The following is a 16,200-nucleotide window of genomic DNA, read 5'->3' on the forward strand; positions in this document are numbered from 1 at the left end:
ATACTCATGCTTAGACTCCGTTTAAAATAAATTGGTCACATTGGTGACCAATGATAAAGATTTTCAGTCTTATTAAGAAATTAACATTAAATAATTTAAAATGGAAACTACATCAGCAGCACTATTTATATCCATATCACTCGTTATATTTGGAATCAGTTATTATTATTTCACCACTAGGCACAAGGAGCGGATGGAAATTCTCGAAAGAGCATTACCACCAGATTACTTCAACGGTCAATCTGATTTTTCACCGCTCTTATTAGTGCTCGGCATCATCAGTATTGGAATATCTCTGGGTATTGTTTGCGGTACGCTATTCAGTGATCTATTCCCTACACATCAGGTCCATCTCATGATCATCAGTATTTTTCTTGGTTTGGGGATAGCACTGATCATATCATACTTTATAATCCGAAAAAAGCAAAAAAAGGATTAGGATAACCACTAAAATCAATTTTAATTTCATACTTACCTAAATTTTATAAAATGAAAACATCATTTATGGCATTGCTATGCCTTGGATTTTCAGTTCTTTTTCCACAATTAAGTCCGGCGCAGGATCATACCAACCAATTGGACTCCTTAGTCAACGATGAACTTCCCAACAATGCTCCTGGCACTGTCCTGTATCTCACAAAAGGAGATCAGGTTCTTTATCAAAAAGCATTAGGCAAGGCCAATTTGGAGCTCGATGTTGATCTACAGGTCGATCATGTATTTCGATTGGGATCCGTCAGCAAACAATTTACAGCATGTGCTATTTTAAAACTAGCAGAAGAAGGTAAACTGTCTCTTCAAGATGATATTCGTCAATACATTCCCGATTTTCCAATAAAAGATCAAATGATCGCTATTGAGGCCTTACTCACGCATACTGCTGGAGTGAAAAATTATACTGGCCTGGCCAGCTTCACAGAAGAATTAAAGAGAAAAGACCTCAGCCCCGCAGCATTGATCAATCTTTTTAAAAATGAACCGCTTGAATATGAACCAGGGACGAATTATAAATATTCCAACTCAGGTTATATCCTTTTAGGCTACATCATTGAAAAAATTACAGGTCAGACTTATGCCACATATATCGAAGAAACTTTCTTTAAGCCACTGGGAATGAAACACTCCTATTTTGATCATCCCGTTAACCTTATTAAAGGAAGAGTATCAGGATATTCTCAAAGAAATGGTAGGTATCAAAATGCCCATTACTTGAGTATGACATTGCCGTATGCAGCAGGATCACTGGCCTCTACTCCAGGAGATATCCAAATCTGGTATCATGCCCTGTATCATGGACAGGTTCTAAAACCTGAAACATTAAAACATGCCTTTACCTCCCATACACTCATCAATGGAAGATCAACAGGGTACGGGTATGGTTGGGAAATCGGTAATATAAAGGGAACCCCGAGTGTCAAACATGTTGGTGTCATCAACGGTTTTTATACCTATGTAGCTTATTTACCAGACGAGCAGATCACTCTATCCATTTTTAGAAATAGTGATAGTCCTACTGATCTTGACATACTCGCATCCAAAATGCTCGCTGTCGTATTAGAAAAACCCTATATGACAAAAGAGCTCATGATGACAGCTGCTCAATTGACAATTTATCAAGGTGTGTACACATTAGACAATGGTGAGGAATACCGTATTCGATTAGAGGACGGATATCTTGTATATTTCAACGCTGGAGGAACAAAAACGCGATTAGTTCCAACGGCAAAAGATCAATTTATACTAGGAAATAGTTTGAATACCTTAAGTTTTAAAAGAACTAAACAGGGTAAGGTCGCAGATTTTATAATAAAGGGTACAGGAATAGCATCCAATGGTTATCGAAAAAACGTCAAGATCAGTTTACAGTCAAAAATGGAGATGTCCCTACAGATGTTGCAGCGATATGTAGGTGGTTATCAATTTCAACCAGGACCGGTATTTGAAGTCATACTAGAGAACAATAAACTGTATGGACAAGTTGGACATGATAAAAAAGAATTGGTTCCATATGCAGAGCACAAATTTTTCGCTCGAGATTTAGATGCTTCACTTATTTTTCAGGTCAATTCAAAGGGCAGTGTTATAGGTTTGACCAAGATCCAGAATGGCGAGATGACAGCTACGAAGTTATAAGCCCACAGCGAGCTTCCAATCATAAAAATGGAAGCTCGCTTTCGATATAAAATTAGCTGTGCTCGAAGTTTTATTAACCCAAAAAGGCCACATCCCATCATGTAGCCTAATATTAAAGATTTGATTTTTACGAAATTCTCTATTGATAAGAAGTCACTGATGCTGTTACTTTCCAAACGCCAGATTCGTTTATTAAGGTTACTAAATCACTTTTAGTAAAGCCTTCAAATTGCATCGTAACTTTAGCAATTGCATAATTTGTAGATGCTTCAATAATCTCGGTACTCGTTTTACAGTTTAATTTCTCCCCTTTTTGCTTTTTCAAAAAATCAATTACTTCCGAGCGATTATTCGTTTTTATGCTCGCACCTTGTGACTTTTGAGTGAAATCCGACGCAAGTAATTGTTCTAAACCGATAGACTGTCCTTCGGTAAGGATATCAACATAATGATCTAGTGCATCAGTCGCGCTAGAAAGATTGATTGTTTTTTTGTCGGGTTTGCCAGCTGCCATAGCGAAAGTACTGATAGCGATCAATGCCGCTGCTGCAAATGTTTTTACTAAAGTTTTCATAATGTCTTTATTTTATTGTTTTAGTTATGAGTCTTTTATCAATAAGTCCATCAAAAATAGATGTTGTTGTTATTTCCTTTAACTTGATGATTCAAAATTAAGACAAACAACCTAATCTAATTATTACATTTAGATTAACATTATATTAAACTCGGTAAGACGCGGAAAAATAAAGGTAAAATGAAATAATATAAGTTAATCAGCATTGCCCCCCTTAAATTTGATTACTTTCGCTATTCATTAATTCCAATTTGATATATGAGTAAAGAAATAAAAATCTACAGAAATACCATTAAAACTAGAAATTTACTAATAAGTTCAGCTGCCATCTGTATTCTGCTAGCCGCTGTATTCATCTATGGACTAGGTCTTTTTGATCATATTTTTAAGGCAAAAGTGGCAGTTGGTAGTGGCACAGTTTTATTGATTATGTTGATTCTAGTCATTAAAAGCCTAATCAACATGAACGATAAATCTGCCATGTTTGAATTCAACGAAAACACGATAAGTGGAAAATCAGCTCCTTTATCCAAAGCTATCGGGCCAATTGCCTGGAAAGATGTTACAGCAATAGAGAAACATAAGGTCGGCGGCGATACGCTAGTCGTCGTGTATTTAAAAAATGCCGAATCCTATAAGACGAGGCTCTCCAAAATGTATTGGAATATGGCATTTGAAGAGCAATCTCAGGAATTGCAAATTATGTATTCCGCTTCCGAAATTGATATGAACATCGACGAATTACTGGATCTATTTTTATCGTATTGGAAGCAATCTGCTGAGTAAGTAAGCACTGTAGGTTGAATGCAGAGCACCATTATAATTAAAAAAGGAGCAGAAAAAACTAGGATTTTGCTTCTTTTTTATGCTTATAACAGTTATTGCAAGAGTAGAAAATACTCGTATTCCTTATTTAAATTAGTGTTCTTTCAGCAACTCTACCCAAAAAATCACTTCATAACTTATTTAAATTAATACACCGATGGATTAGGGTATAGATTTCCGGATTGTTTACTTGTTCGACGACAGTAAGATTATAGTACCCGTTTTTACGACGAATAAATAGGCCGGTGGAATGTGCCAGATCCAGTATTAACAGAACAGTTTCTCAGAAATTCCACCAAATTCACTCATATCAACCGACTTGCTATGGTTTTCTAGCATAGTTTTCATAAATTTACGCCATGAGCAACAATGATATTATGAAAAAGCTACGCGTAGCTTTAAAATTTACTGACGACGATATTGTTGGAGTATTGGCCCTGGTGGACTTCAGAATTACAAAGACAGAATTGGGTGCAATATTCCGTAAGGAAGACCACGCAAATTTTAAACCTTGTGGTGACCAGTTGTTAAGAAATTTCCTGAATGGATTGATTATCTACAAGCGCGGCCCTAAACCTCGTACTAATCTAGAAGATTAAATTATAGGACAAGTGAACTTGTAAAATCATACCCATAGGCTTCTTTTAAGATTTTTTATCTCAATATTACAGATATCGTTGTAAGTGTTTTTTGAAGTAGGCAGCATCATCAGCTGCACTTTTCATGGGGCTGTGTGCAAAATTACCTCCCTGCTCCAAATAGTAGAATTCCAGTCCTGACTTGATCGGATCTGGAAGTATTTCTACATAGTCAATCGAACCATTGCCCAACTCGGTATAATCTCTGGTCACTTTATCCATGTCCTTGATGTGCCACATCACATATCTCCCTGGCTGATTGTCGACCAATTCTTTGTGCGTAAGTGTAGAAGAATGCATCACCCAATACATATCCATTTGCAGCTTGACCAAAGAGCTGTCTGTTTCATTTAAAATGATATCAAAACCATTTTCACCATCATGGTCAATAAATTCGAAGTCATGATGGTGATAAGCAAATCCAAGGCCTGCATGTTTTACCTGCTCTCCTATTACATTGAGTTCGTGTGCCATCAACTTAAAATTATCAATCGTCCTTTGTTCTGGTGCGATCCATGGCCAAGTGATATATTTCATATCCAAGTCAAGGGCTCCCTTTATACACCGATCCACAAATCGCATCAATTCATCTTGTGGCTTTGTTAGATATGAAGAAAAACCGTAATGTCCACTAGAAGCTGTAATATCAAGGTCTTCTAATATCTTCTTGAACTCTGAAGACTTAAGTCCATAAAAGCTGCATTTCTCACTGTCAAATCCAAACGTCTCACAATCCGCATACCCCATCTCCTTTACAGCTTTCAAAGTGAGAAGAGGTGCTTGGGTCATATCCTTATGAATGGTAAAGAGCTGTAATCCCATTTTATACTTAGGTTGATCAAACATTGAAAAACCAGAAAGGGGTAATGCAGCTATAGTTCCTAGCATTCCGGCAGATTCCAAAAATTTTCTTCGGTTCATTTTCATTTATGCAGTGAGATTAACTTGTTTTCAGATTTCGATTATCCAAACATACTATTTCTTAATTAGACCTCCAATATTAAAAGTGGAGACAGATTTGAAAAAATAGATTTAAATTTGTTTAATTATGAAAAGAGTATTGGATGATTCTTTTAAGAAGATGGAGCTAGATCTATGATATACAAAAGTATCAGTATCCGCAGCAGCAAAAGAACTAGATATTGATGCTAGTAGGATCAATGTAGCATAGATCCTATAAAACTTACAACGTGAGTGGAGTAGATTAGGTAGTATATTATTCAAATGGAAATAGAATTTTTATTTTTAAGGATGTACCAATTGTAGTGGTAATAACATCGACAGCATATAATATACCATATGGACACAATCAAGTCGACAAAATAATGCAGTACTATTTAATAGAAGCAGTAGCGAAATGACAAGAAAAATAACATTTAAACATTTATTTAAGGCAACATTAAATTGGGTTTTGAAAAAACAACCAACCACAGCTGGATTTTATAGTAAAAGTCACCGCATTTCGATCGAAGGTAAAAAAGATATGGAGATTTCGGCAGCTAAAGCTTTCAAAGGTGATCCTGAATTGCATAATCCTGAGGATCTCTTGTTGAGCAGTTTAGTTTCATGTCATATGATGTCTTATCTATATGTTTGTGCCCAGAACAAAATAGAAATCCTCACCTACTCGGATCATGCTGAAGCAGTCTTGGAGGTCAATCCAGATGGAAGTGGACGTTTTGTTGAAGTTCGACTAAATCCATGTATTACCATTACAGATCCTCAGCAAATAGCATTAGCAATGGATTTACATCAGAAAGCCAATCAACTGTGCTTTATAGCCAATTCTTGTAATTTTCCAGTAATACACCACCCAATTGTAGAAATGAAAAAATAACCTCCATAAATCCATCTGGAATCCGATGTTAATCTTTTCATCATTCATCTAAAAAGATCGAGCGCATCAGCTGATTTGATAGCTGATACCATGATTGGGTTTAGATGAGAATAAATGAAATATACCACTAACTACAATAGTTAGCATGCTAATTTATTATACCAGTTGATAGCTGTGTTAGCTCAATGTACAGCAAAAGTTTGACTACTTTTTAGCTTTCTCCGGTTCATAGTTGAGAAATTGCGGTCCCTAATTCCAAAATAGGTGTCACTTGTTGAGAAACTTCGACAGCAATTTATAAAATAGGTGTCACTTGTTGAGAAACTTCGACAGCAATTTATAAAATAGGTGTCACTTGTTGAGAAACTTCGACAGCAATTTCCAAAATAGATGTCACTTGTTGAGAAACTTCGACAGCAATTTCTAAAATAAGTATCGCTTGTTAAGAAACTTGGACAGTCATTTCCAAAACAAGTATCACTTGTTGAGAAACTTGGATAGCCATTTTCAAATAAGGGACTGCAAGTTATTGAGCTGTTGCCCCTACTTTCTAACTTTCGATTCTTTGTTCCTAAATAGGGATTAAAGGTCGTCAATAAGTAGTCACAAAAAGCTAAGAAGCAGTCCAAGAAAGACGTCGAACTATACAGAAATACGCATCAAAGGCTCAAATAAGGCTTTTGAATCAATAAGGAGCCTCAGCACACTGTGTTCTGGTCAAGATTCTAAAATAGTTGCTTCATTAACTAATGAGCAAAATCCCTTCCCTTACGCTGGTTTAATTAAGTTCCAAAAACTTATTTTTCTTCTCGTCTTAAACCCCAGCTTTTCGTAGAGATTGATAGCACCGCTATTATTTTCTGCCACATGTAGATAAGGTACTTTATTTTGTAAAAATATCTGGTGGCAAGTATGTGCAACTAATTTTTTAGCAAATCCAAGACCCGTATAACGAGGATGTGTGACCACAGCACTTACTTCTGTATAAGCGTTCATCTTCATCCGTTCACCTGTGACAGCAACAAGTTGACTGTCTTTATATATACCATAATAATTCCCCAATTCAGAAGTCTTATTTTTGAAATATCCAGGTTGAACTAAATTGACTAAGTTGAGGAGATCATCATGGTGATCGACACGAAGATCGACTATATGTTCATCCATTGCTATCGATATCTCCTTATCAAGCACCATTTGATGACAAACTAATTCTTGATGCAGTATGATCGGACTATTGAATTTGGGTTGATCACCCACAACATAGAAATTGGACGTATCTCGAGCATATTCAGCTATAGACTTTGCAGTCTGATCCATTTTTATAAAACCACCAAAAGGACAATACTGAGGCTTGTAGAATTTTACTCCATCAAATTCAAGTGCGCTATCGCGATGAGTTTCTGAAAGTGAATACCATACAGGATTATCTAATTTACTTGTATCCAATACCCTATCATTAAGTTAAAAAAAATAAAGCAATAGCCATTACTCCACTGCTTTGATACCTAAACAAGATAGTAAAACTTTATACATTAATCAAACTGTAAAGTCAGTAAAAGGTCATTGAGTGACCAGATTTTTCAGCTTGAGCTTATTAAAATAAAACCCCCTGTATGTGACGATACAAGGGGTTTAGCACAATGCCTGTTGAATCTTCTGAGCACGATCATAAGCAGGATTTTCTAAATTAAGATTTAAAATCGATACCCTTAAAAACACGAGTCGGATTACCCCGCTCAATTTCAGCATGATTTTGCCACTGCTTATCGACATCCTGTTGCGCAGATTCATTTTGCAATTGCATTAACTTATGTGCCAACCGTTCCTTCGCTAATTTTTTATTTTGCAATTGCGATCTTGTATCCATGGCAACCGCAGTAATTCCTGTAGGCATGTGAAGCGCTCTAACAGCAGAGCTAACTTTGTTTACATGTTGTCCTCCTGCTCCCGAGCTTCGCATGACCTGATACAGAATATCTTTTTCCAACAGGATGATCTCTTTTTCTTTTGTAATGACAAAAAGTGCGATAAACCAATTTTTCCTTTTATGAAAACGGCGAAACGGACTTTCACAAATCCATAGTAGCGAACCTTTCCATGCTTGCAGAAAGATATCGATCTCTGCTCCCGTCAATTTACATACGACAGACTGGATTAAACCGCTTCCACTTTTATCTTCATTGATCACCATCACGTGTATCTGCTTTGCTAAAGCCTCCCTTTGAAAGATGCCCAGCACATGCGTTAGGAAAAAGTCACATTCCTTGGGACCTTTTCCCGAACTTAATTGTATATATACCTCCATATATGTTAACTTTCCATACGAACAAATTTGGGTTTGAAAATACCCAATACCTGTATTAATTCTTTTTGAAGATGCATCACCTGATCGATGTCCTTGTAAGCCATCGGTGATTCATCCATACTTCCCCCCAGCAGTTGAACTCCAGCCTTTGCCAGATTCTTGTTCATTTCTGCTTTTGTAAAACTTGATTTTGCATCAGCTCTTGAATATAGACGTCCGGCGCCATGTGAAGCCGAGTTGAGGCTATTTGGATTTCCTAAACCTTCAACAAGGTAACCCGGAGCAGTCATAGAGCCCGGAATAATACCCAATGTACCTTGAGCAGCTGGTGTTGCCCCCTTACGATGCACGACACATTCCTGACCATTCACAGTCTCCTTCCAAGCAAAATTGTGATGATTTTCGATGGTCAATGCGATACGCTTACCCAAAGCTTTCGCAATGCGCTGATGGATATTTTCGTGACAAGCTTTTGCATAATCTCCTGCCAGATTCATAGCCAGCCAATATTCCTGTCCATCATGTGTATCGAGATCAAGCCAAGCCAGATGCTGAACATGTTGTGGCAGCGGGCATTGTTTTTTAGCCAAATAGGTATAGTGCTTTGCAATAGCTGCTCCAAGGCCACGCGAACCACTATGCGATAGTACGGCCAAATAACAGCCCGGACCAAGTTTCCACTCGGGCCGCGGTGCAGCTAGTTCGATGATACCAAATTCCACAAAATGATTTCCACCACCAGATGTTCCCAATTGTTTGTAAGCTTTATCTTGCAATCCCTTTAGCAGCGGAATATCCTGAAATTCCGATCGGTATAAGACCTCATGGTCAATTTTGTTTTTATGTGTTTCATACATGCCAAATTTGGTATGCGCTGACAACATATTCAACAACATAGCATCTTTACCTTTTATAAAAGATGCGGGTAGATCAAATATGGACAGGCTCATACGACATCCAATATCAACACCCACCCCATAAGGTATAACGGATTGATGAGTGGCCAATACGCCACCTATAGGTAAGCCATAGCCAGAATGTGCATCGGGCATCAAGGCTCCAGCCACAGCTATTGGCAATTTTAGGGCATCATACAATTGAAATTTTGCCCGCTCATCAATGAGATCTTCTCCAAAGATTGAAAATGGAACACGATGGGTCAACAGTTCGTGCAGACGAACGTCAACTGGTTTGATTAAACTTTCTGCCAATTTGCCCCAAACTCCATGACCACTAAATCTTGCAGGAGCTAATAAAACTTCGTTTACTTCTTGTAAAACCGTTTCTTTTTTCTCCCGCTTTCTATAGCGTTGTATCTGAGATAAACCGATATTAATGCTGTTATTTTGTGGAAAACCTAGTTTTATAAGGTCTTTCCCTGAGATTTTACTTCCCATTATTGTATTATTAAATTGAAAAATGTGTTTAGAAAACACCATGATTGCGTTGGATATGGTATCCAACAGATTTCAATTCGGGAAATTTTGAGTGCAAAAAATGGAATAAACAAAAAAGCCCGAATCATCTTCGGGCTTTTCATATAATGATTGGATGAATCTCTTATATCTGGGCACGAAGAATCACTACCGCATCTATTGCAGTAATGTTAAACGCTATGATATCAGATATATTCATTTTTGTTTTCTCCGTTAAAGGGGTTTTTTATTATTTATCGGGACAAATATAGGATTTATTTTGAATTAGTAAAAAAAATATAAAAAATAATATAACATCAGGTTGATCCACATCAAATTAATTATTCTCCCTGCATCTGTTTACATGCGTCGGCTAAGTTCACCAATTCAGGTAACGCCTGAAACGAAAAATAGGATATATCATCATCTTGCCGCTCCTGTAATAGTTTGGTATAAGCTTGCACACAAGCATGGATATGTTGTTCAAATAATAATTTCCACTGTTTTTTATTTTTTTCATTATAATTTTCAAATGATTTTTCTCCCGCTTTCCATATCTGATCAAATTGACGCTGATCCAATTGAAGTGTCTTTCCCTTTACGATTTCAAGTAAAATAGGTTGAGTCGTTTTATAGTAGTCTTTTATCCGCTTACAGAGTAATAGCATCTGTTTATCCGTGGTATGTTTTTCCATGAGCTGCGTCATGACCAGCCCTTCTGTACGCATGAAAACAATGTCCCTCAACGTATTTTCATCTTTTAAATCTTGAGAAATTAGTGCCGAGCTTTGTAATAACAGGAAAATGGTGATGATAAAAGAATAGACTCTCATATTTGCTTGAATTATATTAATACTACGGTTTCATGATATTACTATACATCAAGCAATAAATGTTCTATTTTTCTGTTTGCACTTATAAAACAAGTATTTACAACTAAAAAAAGGAGTTTATTACCATTGTAAGTATTTATACCTATATCCATTTTGCAAGCCCTGGAGCTTTCGTTTACCATATGTAAGCATACTGACCATAAAAAAAAGCAAGCATCCAAAGATGCTTGCCACACAAATTGTTTGAAGTTTCACCCATCAAAACAATGTTTTAAAGTATAAAAAAGAGATTACTGTCCAACAATTATAAATCCGCCATCCGCTTGAAGCGTTACTTTCAACTGTTTTCCTTTTTGTGCAGGCAATACCTGATACTGTGGTGATCGATCCCTATTGTCCTGATAAAGCTCCCATTTATTCCCCGAAAGCATGGGGAGGTTTAGCGTTAGTTCTTTTGCTTTTTTCTCCGCATTGATGCCAGCTATATACCATCGATCGCCATGTCTTCGAGCCAATACCACATATTGCCCCGGATAACCATCGATAAAAACAGTCTCATCCCAGACCGTAGGTACCTCTTTCATAAAGTCAATCACATATGCGGGCATTTCCGTTAGATTGTTGGGTGTAATTCCAAAATTTTGTACTGGGGTCTGAAATAAAACAGCAGTCGCCAATTGAAAAGTTTCGGTTGTTTTTCTGCTCATCCCACCATTGTTCTCCCGGTTATGTCTTTTATTCAGTAAAACTGGGCCAAAATCCATCGAACCTACAGCATTCCGAATAAAGGGATGCAAGCTCGCATGAAAGGCCTCTGTATCATTGGCATGTTGACTAAAGATCAGATTCTCCGATGCCAGTACCGCCTCACTACCAACAAAATTTGGATACATACGCTCCCAGCCGCGAGGCAAGGTGCATCCATGAAAAATAACAGTTAGACCATGATCATTAGCATCCGATAGAATATCCTCATAAAGCTTCATCGTCTCCTGTTTATCCCCTCCAAAAAAATCCACTTTTATACCTTTTATGCCGACCTTTTGCATCCAAGCCATCTCTTTTTTTTCTGGCAGCAGCAGTATTCATCATGTTTTTAGGAGTCTGTGGAGCGTCATTCCAAAAACCATTGGAATTGTACCACAAACAGATCCCTACACCTTTATCTTGACCATAGGCGATCAAGGTTTCGATTTTATCCCGACCGATTTTGCTATCCCACCAGTTGTCTACCAAAACAAACTCATAGCCCATAGCCGCAGAAAGATCTACAAATTTTTTCTGATCTTCCATATTGATACTCCCATCTTGCCATTCTAACCAGCTCCATGTTGAACGTCCAAACGTATACGGTTTAGAAGCTTTATACAGCGGTTCGACCACATCAAATGCAACGGTCGTTTCAACAATAGGTTTTAGCGTGCTTCCGACAGTCAACGTACGCCATGGTGTATTTCCTGGTAGTGCAATAACGGGTTGAGCGCTACCTATACCATTATTTTCATCCACCTCAGGGAAAGCAATCTGATAGAGACCATCTTTGGTCCCTTCACTCAGTTTCGATCCACAGTACAGTGCACCAACACCTGTTTCGGATACCAGTACCCAACCGCGGTCCCCCACGTGAAATAACCCAGGAAAGGTATAACCTAGCCCATACTTAGAACGCACGCCCAATTGCTCATCGGCAGTATATCCTTCTTCATAACTTGGCTTTGATTTCATCCAGCCAGACATCGCCGGTGCTTGAGGAGTTAGGAAAGTTGTCGTCAAATTCGGAAATTTAAAGGCACTCCGTTCTTCTTCAATATAAAAATTAGCAGCTTCACCCGATTGAGGTACATGGTAGCGAAAAGCAATATCATGATTGCTGACTCGAAATATAACATGCAAGGCTTGTTTATCCGCATTTTCTAATTTACAAATCAATTCATTTGCTTGGTAATGGACCTGTTTGCGCTTGATCTTCTGTTCCTCATATTGTTCATCAATTTGGTTATATACCTGATCAATTAATCTTAAATGAGTAGATAGATCGACCTCTCGTCCTTTTAAGCCAAGTGCCGACCTTTCGAGCATGACTTTTCCATCCAGTTGGACATCATAATAAAGTTGGCCATTTTCTAGAGACAGATTTACGACAAGTCGTTTATCAGGTCCGGCGACAGTCAGTTTTTGTGCAAACCCCAGTACCGATGTAAAGCCTAGAAAAATGACGATAAGAAAACGTTTCATTTTGTGTAAGTTTTTGTTTAAAAAATGATTAGGAAAGTAAAACTTTCTAATGAGTCGGAATTACTTTTTTAATACTTCCATCCGTACCAAATTCCATTTTATCCATACATACTTCGCGGTTAAAACCTGCTGCGTCACCCATATGGATACCGTCGGGGTAACTAAATCGGTGATACACGATATACCATTCATCAGTACCAGGCACTTGCAATACGGAATTGTGCCCAGTACCGTAAATTCCCTTTGATGGATCCTTTTCAATTACAATATTATTTTCAGGAATATGGATCGGCCCTGTCGGTGATGAAGACGTGCCATATCGTACCCGATAATTCTCACTGCGCGTATCATCCTCGGACCATAAAAAATAATAGGTACCATTTCGGAAGATCACATACACGCCCTCGCGAAACGTTCGGTCAACATTCAGTACCTGGATCGTATTTTGTTTGATCGAGATCATATCTTTATTCAGTTCTGCAACAGCGAGGTATCCATTGCCCCAATACAGATAGCTTTTACCAGATTTAGGGTCATTAAAAACTGCAGGGTCGATTTCCTGCCCGCCCTTAATACCATTCGGTTTAAAATCTATCAATGGTTTTCCCGAATCCTTAAATGGACCTGTAGGCAGATCAGCAACCGCAACACCTATCTTTTGAGCAGCAGTAAAATAGTAGTAATATTTATAATCACCTTTCACTTTTTTCTCTGCTATCGTAGGTGCCCAGGCATTCCTCGGTCCCCAGGGTACATCTTTCTTCAAATCCAAAATAACCCCTTCATCTTTCCAGTCTTGGAGATCAGTGGAAGAAAAGGTCTTAAAGTAATACCCGCCCCAACCATTGAATCCGTCACTCGTTGGATAGATATAATACTTTTTGGTTTTATTGGAATAAAGCACATCTGGATCGGCATAGAAACCATCCAATATGGGATTTTTCTTTGTCGACAACTTGATGTCCGAAGGTGTCCCCCAACGATCTGTCAGCTTTTTAAATTCACTTCTGGACAAAGGAATAATAGAACCATGCCGCGGGTGAAAGTCCATATTGACTTCATGGTCGATGACTTTAAACCGATCGAGATCAACAGATTCACAAAATTGATATTTCCCTTTTCCATATACATCATACATCAAAATATAGCGATCCGACTGATTGAGTTTAAAGACACTAGATCCCTCTACGGCATCATTAGTCTGCTGCTTATAGCCCGGTTGTTCAATCCATTTGCCTGATGTCAACGAATCTGTCAATGCCAATTTTATTCCATTGCCATGTCCTTCAGTTTTATAAAATAGATAGAAGAGACCATTTTTATTGATGATATCCCCATCGATGCACGATTTGCCATTTTTAGGAAGAAATAATACCCGAGGCTCAGATTCCAAATCGGAGAACTCAGCATTCGCATATGCATAATATATGATATCAGCACCATCACCATGTTTCATCGACCAATAAACCATATATTTACCAGCAGCTGGATCATAGATCGTTTGTGGAGCCCATACCCGTTTAAGGTTTTCATGACCTTTAAATCGTTCTTGGATATTGATCACGTGATGCTTCCAGTGAATCAGATCTTCCGACTTCAATAAGATCATCGCACGATTGGAGTCCCACCCCTTAGAGGAGGTCATATCGGTCAATACCATATAAAAAGACTTGCCATCCTCCCCTCGGAGTATATGCGGATCCCGCACACCACCTGTTGTGCTGATGACCTTAGAGTCCAGTACCGGTTGATTGTTATGCAGCGCACGATAAGTATAACCATCGGTACTGACTGCAAAGCACACCGATTCATCCGCTACGGCATTGCCTTTAAAATAAGCAAATAAATAACCGACAAAGTCTTTTTCCGCTGGACCAGATCTATACTCCTGTCCAATAACTGGAGCTATGATGCTAAAGGCAATAAATGTGATCAAAATATGGGCGAGTTGCCCTTTTCTTTTGTTCATGTCAGATATAAGTTATGAAGTAAATATGCAGTTTAGAATATATAAAAAGCTATTATTAAATGTTAAGAGTACACTTAAAAAAAGTGACAAAATTTTTTTTGCTGATCAAAGCTCAAGCATTCCACTATGCATTCATACGCGTTGATTGAAGGTTTAAAAAATCTATTGGTTATAACAGTTAAACAAATATAAAAAAATAAATGTAAAACAAACATTTATTTTTCACACATCAATAATGCTTCACTTGACAAACAAAAGCAGATCGATATGTATAGGCAAAAATGTGATAGTCGTACAGGACCGATCACTATTTAATCAAACCTGCACGACAAATAAATAAGACCGCTTTTACGCTTAAAGTCCAGCAGCAATACCAAATTTATGGGTCAGCGTTACTAGCTCTTCGGCAGTTATGGGCATGACCGATCCATGTCTGGGTGTAAATTCACCCCCTACCGGTGTATTCTGTATAAATGTGAACTCTGCCAAATCAGCACTTTTGCAAAATTGGTAGTAACCTTCCGTATAACAGTCATACATCAGGATGTATTCATCGGAATCAATCAACTTAAACACGCTAGAACCTTCAACAGGCTTCTTCTGATCTACATGGAGATGCCGATATTCTGTTTGATAAGGTCCTGTTAAGCTTTTACTTGTTGCTCGCATGACGCCACTTTTAGTACGAAAACCCTGATTCATAGTCGATAAACCCTCATCCTTAAAAAATAAGACATAATTCTTATTCTTTTCATCGTACACGATATCAGCATCAATAGCGGCAGTTCCAAAATCAAACAACAGTTCAGGTGTACTGATATCGGTAAAATCAGCATTGGCATAAGAGTAGTAAATCTTAAAATAGGGTTGTTTTTTATCACCAACGGCATACTCCCAATCATGCCGACCTATTGAATAATAGATCATATACTGTTGTTTATCATGATCCCAGATGATCTGTGGAGCCCATACTGCATGCAAATTGTCCCGATCAAATCCTTTTAAATTAGGAAAACGCGTAGGAAAGTCAATTGCCTGATGTTTCCAATGGATCAGGTCCGTACTTTTGAGCATGATGATACCATCATTGCTCTGCCAGCCCTCGCTAGAGCGCATATCGGTCATCACCATATAAAAGTATTTTCCATCGGGAGAACGCATGATATGTGGATCTCGGATTCCTTTTTTTAAAGCAATACTGTCGGATGCAAGTACTGGTTTTCCAGCATTTAGAGGCTTAAAATTTAGACCATCACGGCTAAAAGCATATCGAAGCTGCTCACCTTCCGGGCTATTATCCGAAAAGTAAGCGAATAAATAACCGACAGGTTGACTTGCGGTATCTTTTTTATGTTGTCCATAGACAGATACGCCCTGTATGATGAAGCACATGACCAGCTGTAACTGGATGGTAAATGGTATCTTTCTCATCTGAT

Annotated in this window: 15 protein-coding genes; 5 read left to right on the forward strand and 10 right to left on the reverse strand. The window is 38.0% G+C overall.

Going from position 1 to position 16,200, the window contains the following annotated elements; all coding sequences use genetic code 11:
* Positions 1–100 precede the first annotated feature (100 nt).
* Both AC06G9_RS11280 and AC06G9_RS11285 read left to right on the forward strand, forming a co-directional pair.
* Positions 101–439 carry a DUF6249 domain-containing protein gene (locus tag AC06G9_RS11280; RefSeq protein ID WP_248753657.1) on the forward strand — a complete coding sequence of 113 codons (339 nt, stop codon included), beginning with the start codon at positions 101–103 and terminating at the stop codon, positions 437–439.
* Between the two features lie 50 nt (positions 440–489).
* Positions 490–2,133, forward strand: a complete 1,644-nt coding sequence (locus tag AC06G9_RS11285; RefSeq protein ID WP_480956183.1) for a serine hydrolase — start codon at positions 490–492, stop codon at positions 2,131–2,133.
* Between the two features lie 139 nt (positions 2,134–2,272).
* On the opposite strand, the gene AC06G9_RS11290 is transcribed toward AC06G9_RS11285, so the two are convergent.
* The gene (locus tag AC06G9_RS11290; protein ID WP_045753869.1) at positions 2,273–2,707 is read right to left on the reverse strand and encodes a nuclear transport factor 2 family protein; all 435 of its coding nucleotides are present in this window, start codon (positions 2,705–2,707) and stop codon (positions 2,273–2,275) included.
* Positions 2,708–2,965: 258 nt separating this feature from the next.
* On the opposite strand from AC06G9_RS11290, the gene AC06G9_RS11295 reads away from it, so the two are divergent.
* Complete coding sequence (locus AC06G9_RS11295; protein WP_480956184.1) at positions 2,966–3,493, forward strand: STM3941 family protein; 528 nt, start codon at positions 2,966–2,968, stop codon at positions 3,491–3,493.
* Between the two features lie 416 nt (positions 3,494–3,909).
* Entirely contained in the window at positions 3,910–4,131 is a 222-nt protein-coding gene (locus AC06G9_RS11300; protein ID WP_281047124.1) for a DUF1456 family protein, read from the forward strand.
* Between the two features lie 66 nt (positions 4,132–4,197).
* On the opposite strand, the gene AC06G9_RS11305 is transcribed toward AC06G9_RS11300, so the two are convergent.
* A complete protein-coding gene (locus AC06G9_RS11305; protein ID WP_480956185.1) occupies positions 4,198–5,091 on the reverse strand; it encodes a sugar phosphate isomerase/epimerase family protein in 894 nt (297 codons plus the stop codon).
* A 436-nt stretch (positions 5,092–5,527) separates the two neighbouring features.
* Here AC06G9_RS11305 and AC06G9_RS11310 point away from each other — a divergent pair, with 436 nt between their 5' ends.
* A complete protein-coding gene (locus AC06G9_RS11310) occupies positions 5,528–6,007 on the forward strand; it encodes an OsmC family protein (RefSeq protein WP_045753872.1) in 480 nt (159 codons plus the stop codon).
* A 768-nt stretch (positions 6,008–6,775) separates the two neighbouring features.
* On the opposite strand, the gene AC06G9_RS11315 is transcribed toward AC06G9_RS11310, so the two are convergent.
* From AC06G9_RS11315 to AC06G9_RS11350, 8 genes are all read right to left on the reverse strand, one after another.
* Positions 6,776–7,453: a GNAT family N-acetyltransferase gene (locus AC06G9_RS11315; RefSeq protein ID WP_293925815.1), complete on the reverse strand. Its 678-nt coding sequence runs from the start codon at positions 7,451–7,453 to the stop codon at positions 6,776–6,778.
* 241 nt (positions 7,454–7,694) lie between these two features.
* On the reverse strand, positions 7,695–8,312 hold the full coding sequence (prfH, locus tag AC06G9_RS11320; RefSeq protein WP_346569595.1) for a peptide chain release factor H: 618 nt from the start codon (positions 8,310–8,312) through the stop codon (positions 7,695–7,697).
* A gap of 5 nt (positions 8,313–8,317) precedes the next feature.
* The gene (locus AC06G9_RS11325; protein ID WP_293925811.1) at positions 8,318–9,709 is read right to left on the reverse strand and encodes an RtcB family protein; all 1,392 of its coding nucleotides are present in this window, start codon (positions 9,707–9,709) and stop codon (positions 8,318–8,320) included.
* Positions 9,710–10,068: 359 nt separating this feature from the next.
* The gene (locus AC06G9_RS11330; RefSeq protein WP_045756523.1) at positions 10,069–10,560 is read right to left on the reverse strand and encodes a hypothetical protein; all 492 of its coding nucleotides are present in this window, start codon (positions 10,558–10,560) and stop codon (positions 10,069–10,071) included.
* 290 nt (positions 10,561–10,850) lie between these two features.
* Complete coding sequence (locus tag AC06G9_RS11335) at positions 10,851–11,618, reverse strand: glycoside hydrolase family 97 C-terminal domain-containing protein (protein ID WP_480956186.1); 768 nt, start codon at positions 11,616–11,618, stop codon at positions 10,851–10,853.
* Positions 11,557–12,795 (reverse strand): glycoside hydrolase family 97 N-terminal domain-containing protein, encoded by a 1,239-nt coding sequence (locus AC06G9_RS11340; protein ID WP_480956187.1) that lies wholly within the window; start codon positions 12,793–12,795, stop codon positions 11,557–11,559. Before AC06G9_RS11340 ends, AC06G9_RS11335 begins: the two co-directional genes overlap by 62 nt.
* 46 nt (positions 12,796–12,841) lie before the next feature.
* Entirely contained in the window at positions 12,842–14,764 is a 1,923-nt protein-coding gene (locus tag AC06G9_RS11345) for a glycoside hydrolase family 43 protein (RefSeq protein WP_346572740.1), read from the reverse strand.
* A gap of 354 nt (positions 14,765–15,118) precedes the next feature.
* Positions 15,119–16,195, reverse strand: a complete 1,077-nt coding sequence (locus AC06G9_RS11350; protein ID WP_480956188.1) for a glycoside hydrolase family 43 protein — start codon at positions 16,193–16,195, stop codon at positions 15,119–15,121.
* Between the last annotated feature and the right edge of the window lie 5 nt (positions 16,196–16,200).

Source organism: Sphingobacterium sp. MAE (assembly GCF_056711605.1).

Coding starts and splice junctions, on each gene's coding strand:
- prfH (WP_346569595.1), bottom strand. CDS start 8,312: ATGGAGGTATATATACAATTAAGTTCGGGAAAAGGTCCCAAGGAATGT.
- AC06G9_RS11310 (WP_045753872.1), top strand. CDS start 5,528: ATGACAAGAAAAATAACATTTAAACATTTATTTAAGGCAACATTAAAT.
- AC06G9_RS11300 (WP_281047124.1), top strand. CDS start 3,910: ATGAAAAAGCTACGCGTAGCTTTAAAATTTACTGACGACGATATTGTT.
- AC06G9_RS11280 (WP_248753657.1), top strand. CDS start 101: ATGGAAACTACATCAGCAGCACTATTTATATCCATATCACTCGTTATA.
- AC06G9_RS11295 (WP_480956184.1), top strand. CDS start 2,966: ATGAGTAAAGAAATAAAAATCTACAGAAATACCATTAAAACTAGAAAT.
- AC06G9_RS11305 (WP_480956185.1), bottom strand. CDS start 5,091: ATGAACCGAAGAAAATTTTTGGAATCTGCCGGAATGCTAGGAACTATA.
- AC06G9_RS11330 (WP_045756523.1), bottom strand. CDS start 10,560: ATGAGAGTCTATTCTTTTATCATCACCATTTTCCTGTTATTACAAAGC.
- AC06G9_RS11325 (WP_293925811.1), bottom strand. CDS start 9,709: ATGGGAAGTAAAATCTCAGGGAAAGACCTTATAAAACTAGGTTTTCCA.
- AC06G9_RS11335 (WP_480956186.1), bottom strand. CDS start 11,618: ATGGCTTGGATGCAAAAGGTCGGCATAAAAGGTATAAAAGTGGATTTT.
- AC06G9_RS11340 (WP_480956187.1), bottom strand. CDS start 12,795: ATGAAACGTTTTCTTATCGTCATTTTTCTAGGCTTTACATCGGTACTG.
- AC06G9_RS11290 (WP_045753869.1), bottom strand. CDS start 2,707: ATGAAAACTTTAGTAAAAACATTTGCAGCAGCGGCATTGATCGCTATC.
- AC06G9_RS11345 (WP_346572740.1), bottom strand. CDS start 14,764: ATGAACAAAAGAAAAGGGCAACTCGCCCATATTTTGATCACATTTATT.
- AC06G9_RS11350 (WP_480956188.1), bottom strand. CDS start 16,195: ATGAGAAAGATACCATTTACCATCCAGTTACAGCTGGTCATGTGCTTC.
- AC06G9_RS11285 (WP_480956183.1), top strand. CDS start 490: ATGAAAACATCATTTATGGCATTGCTATGCCTTGGATTTTCAGTTCTT.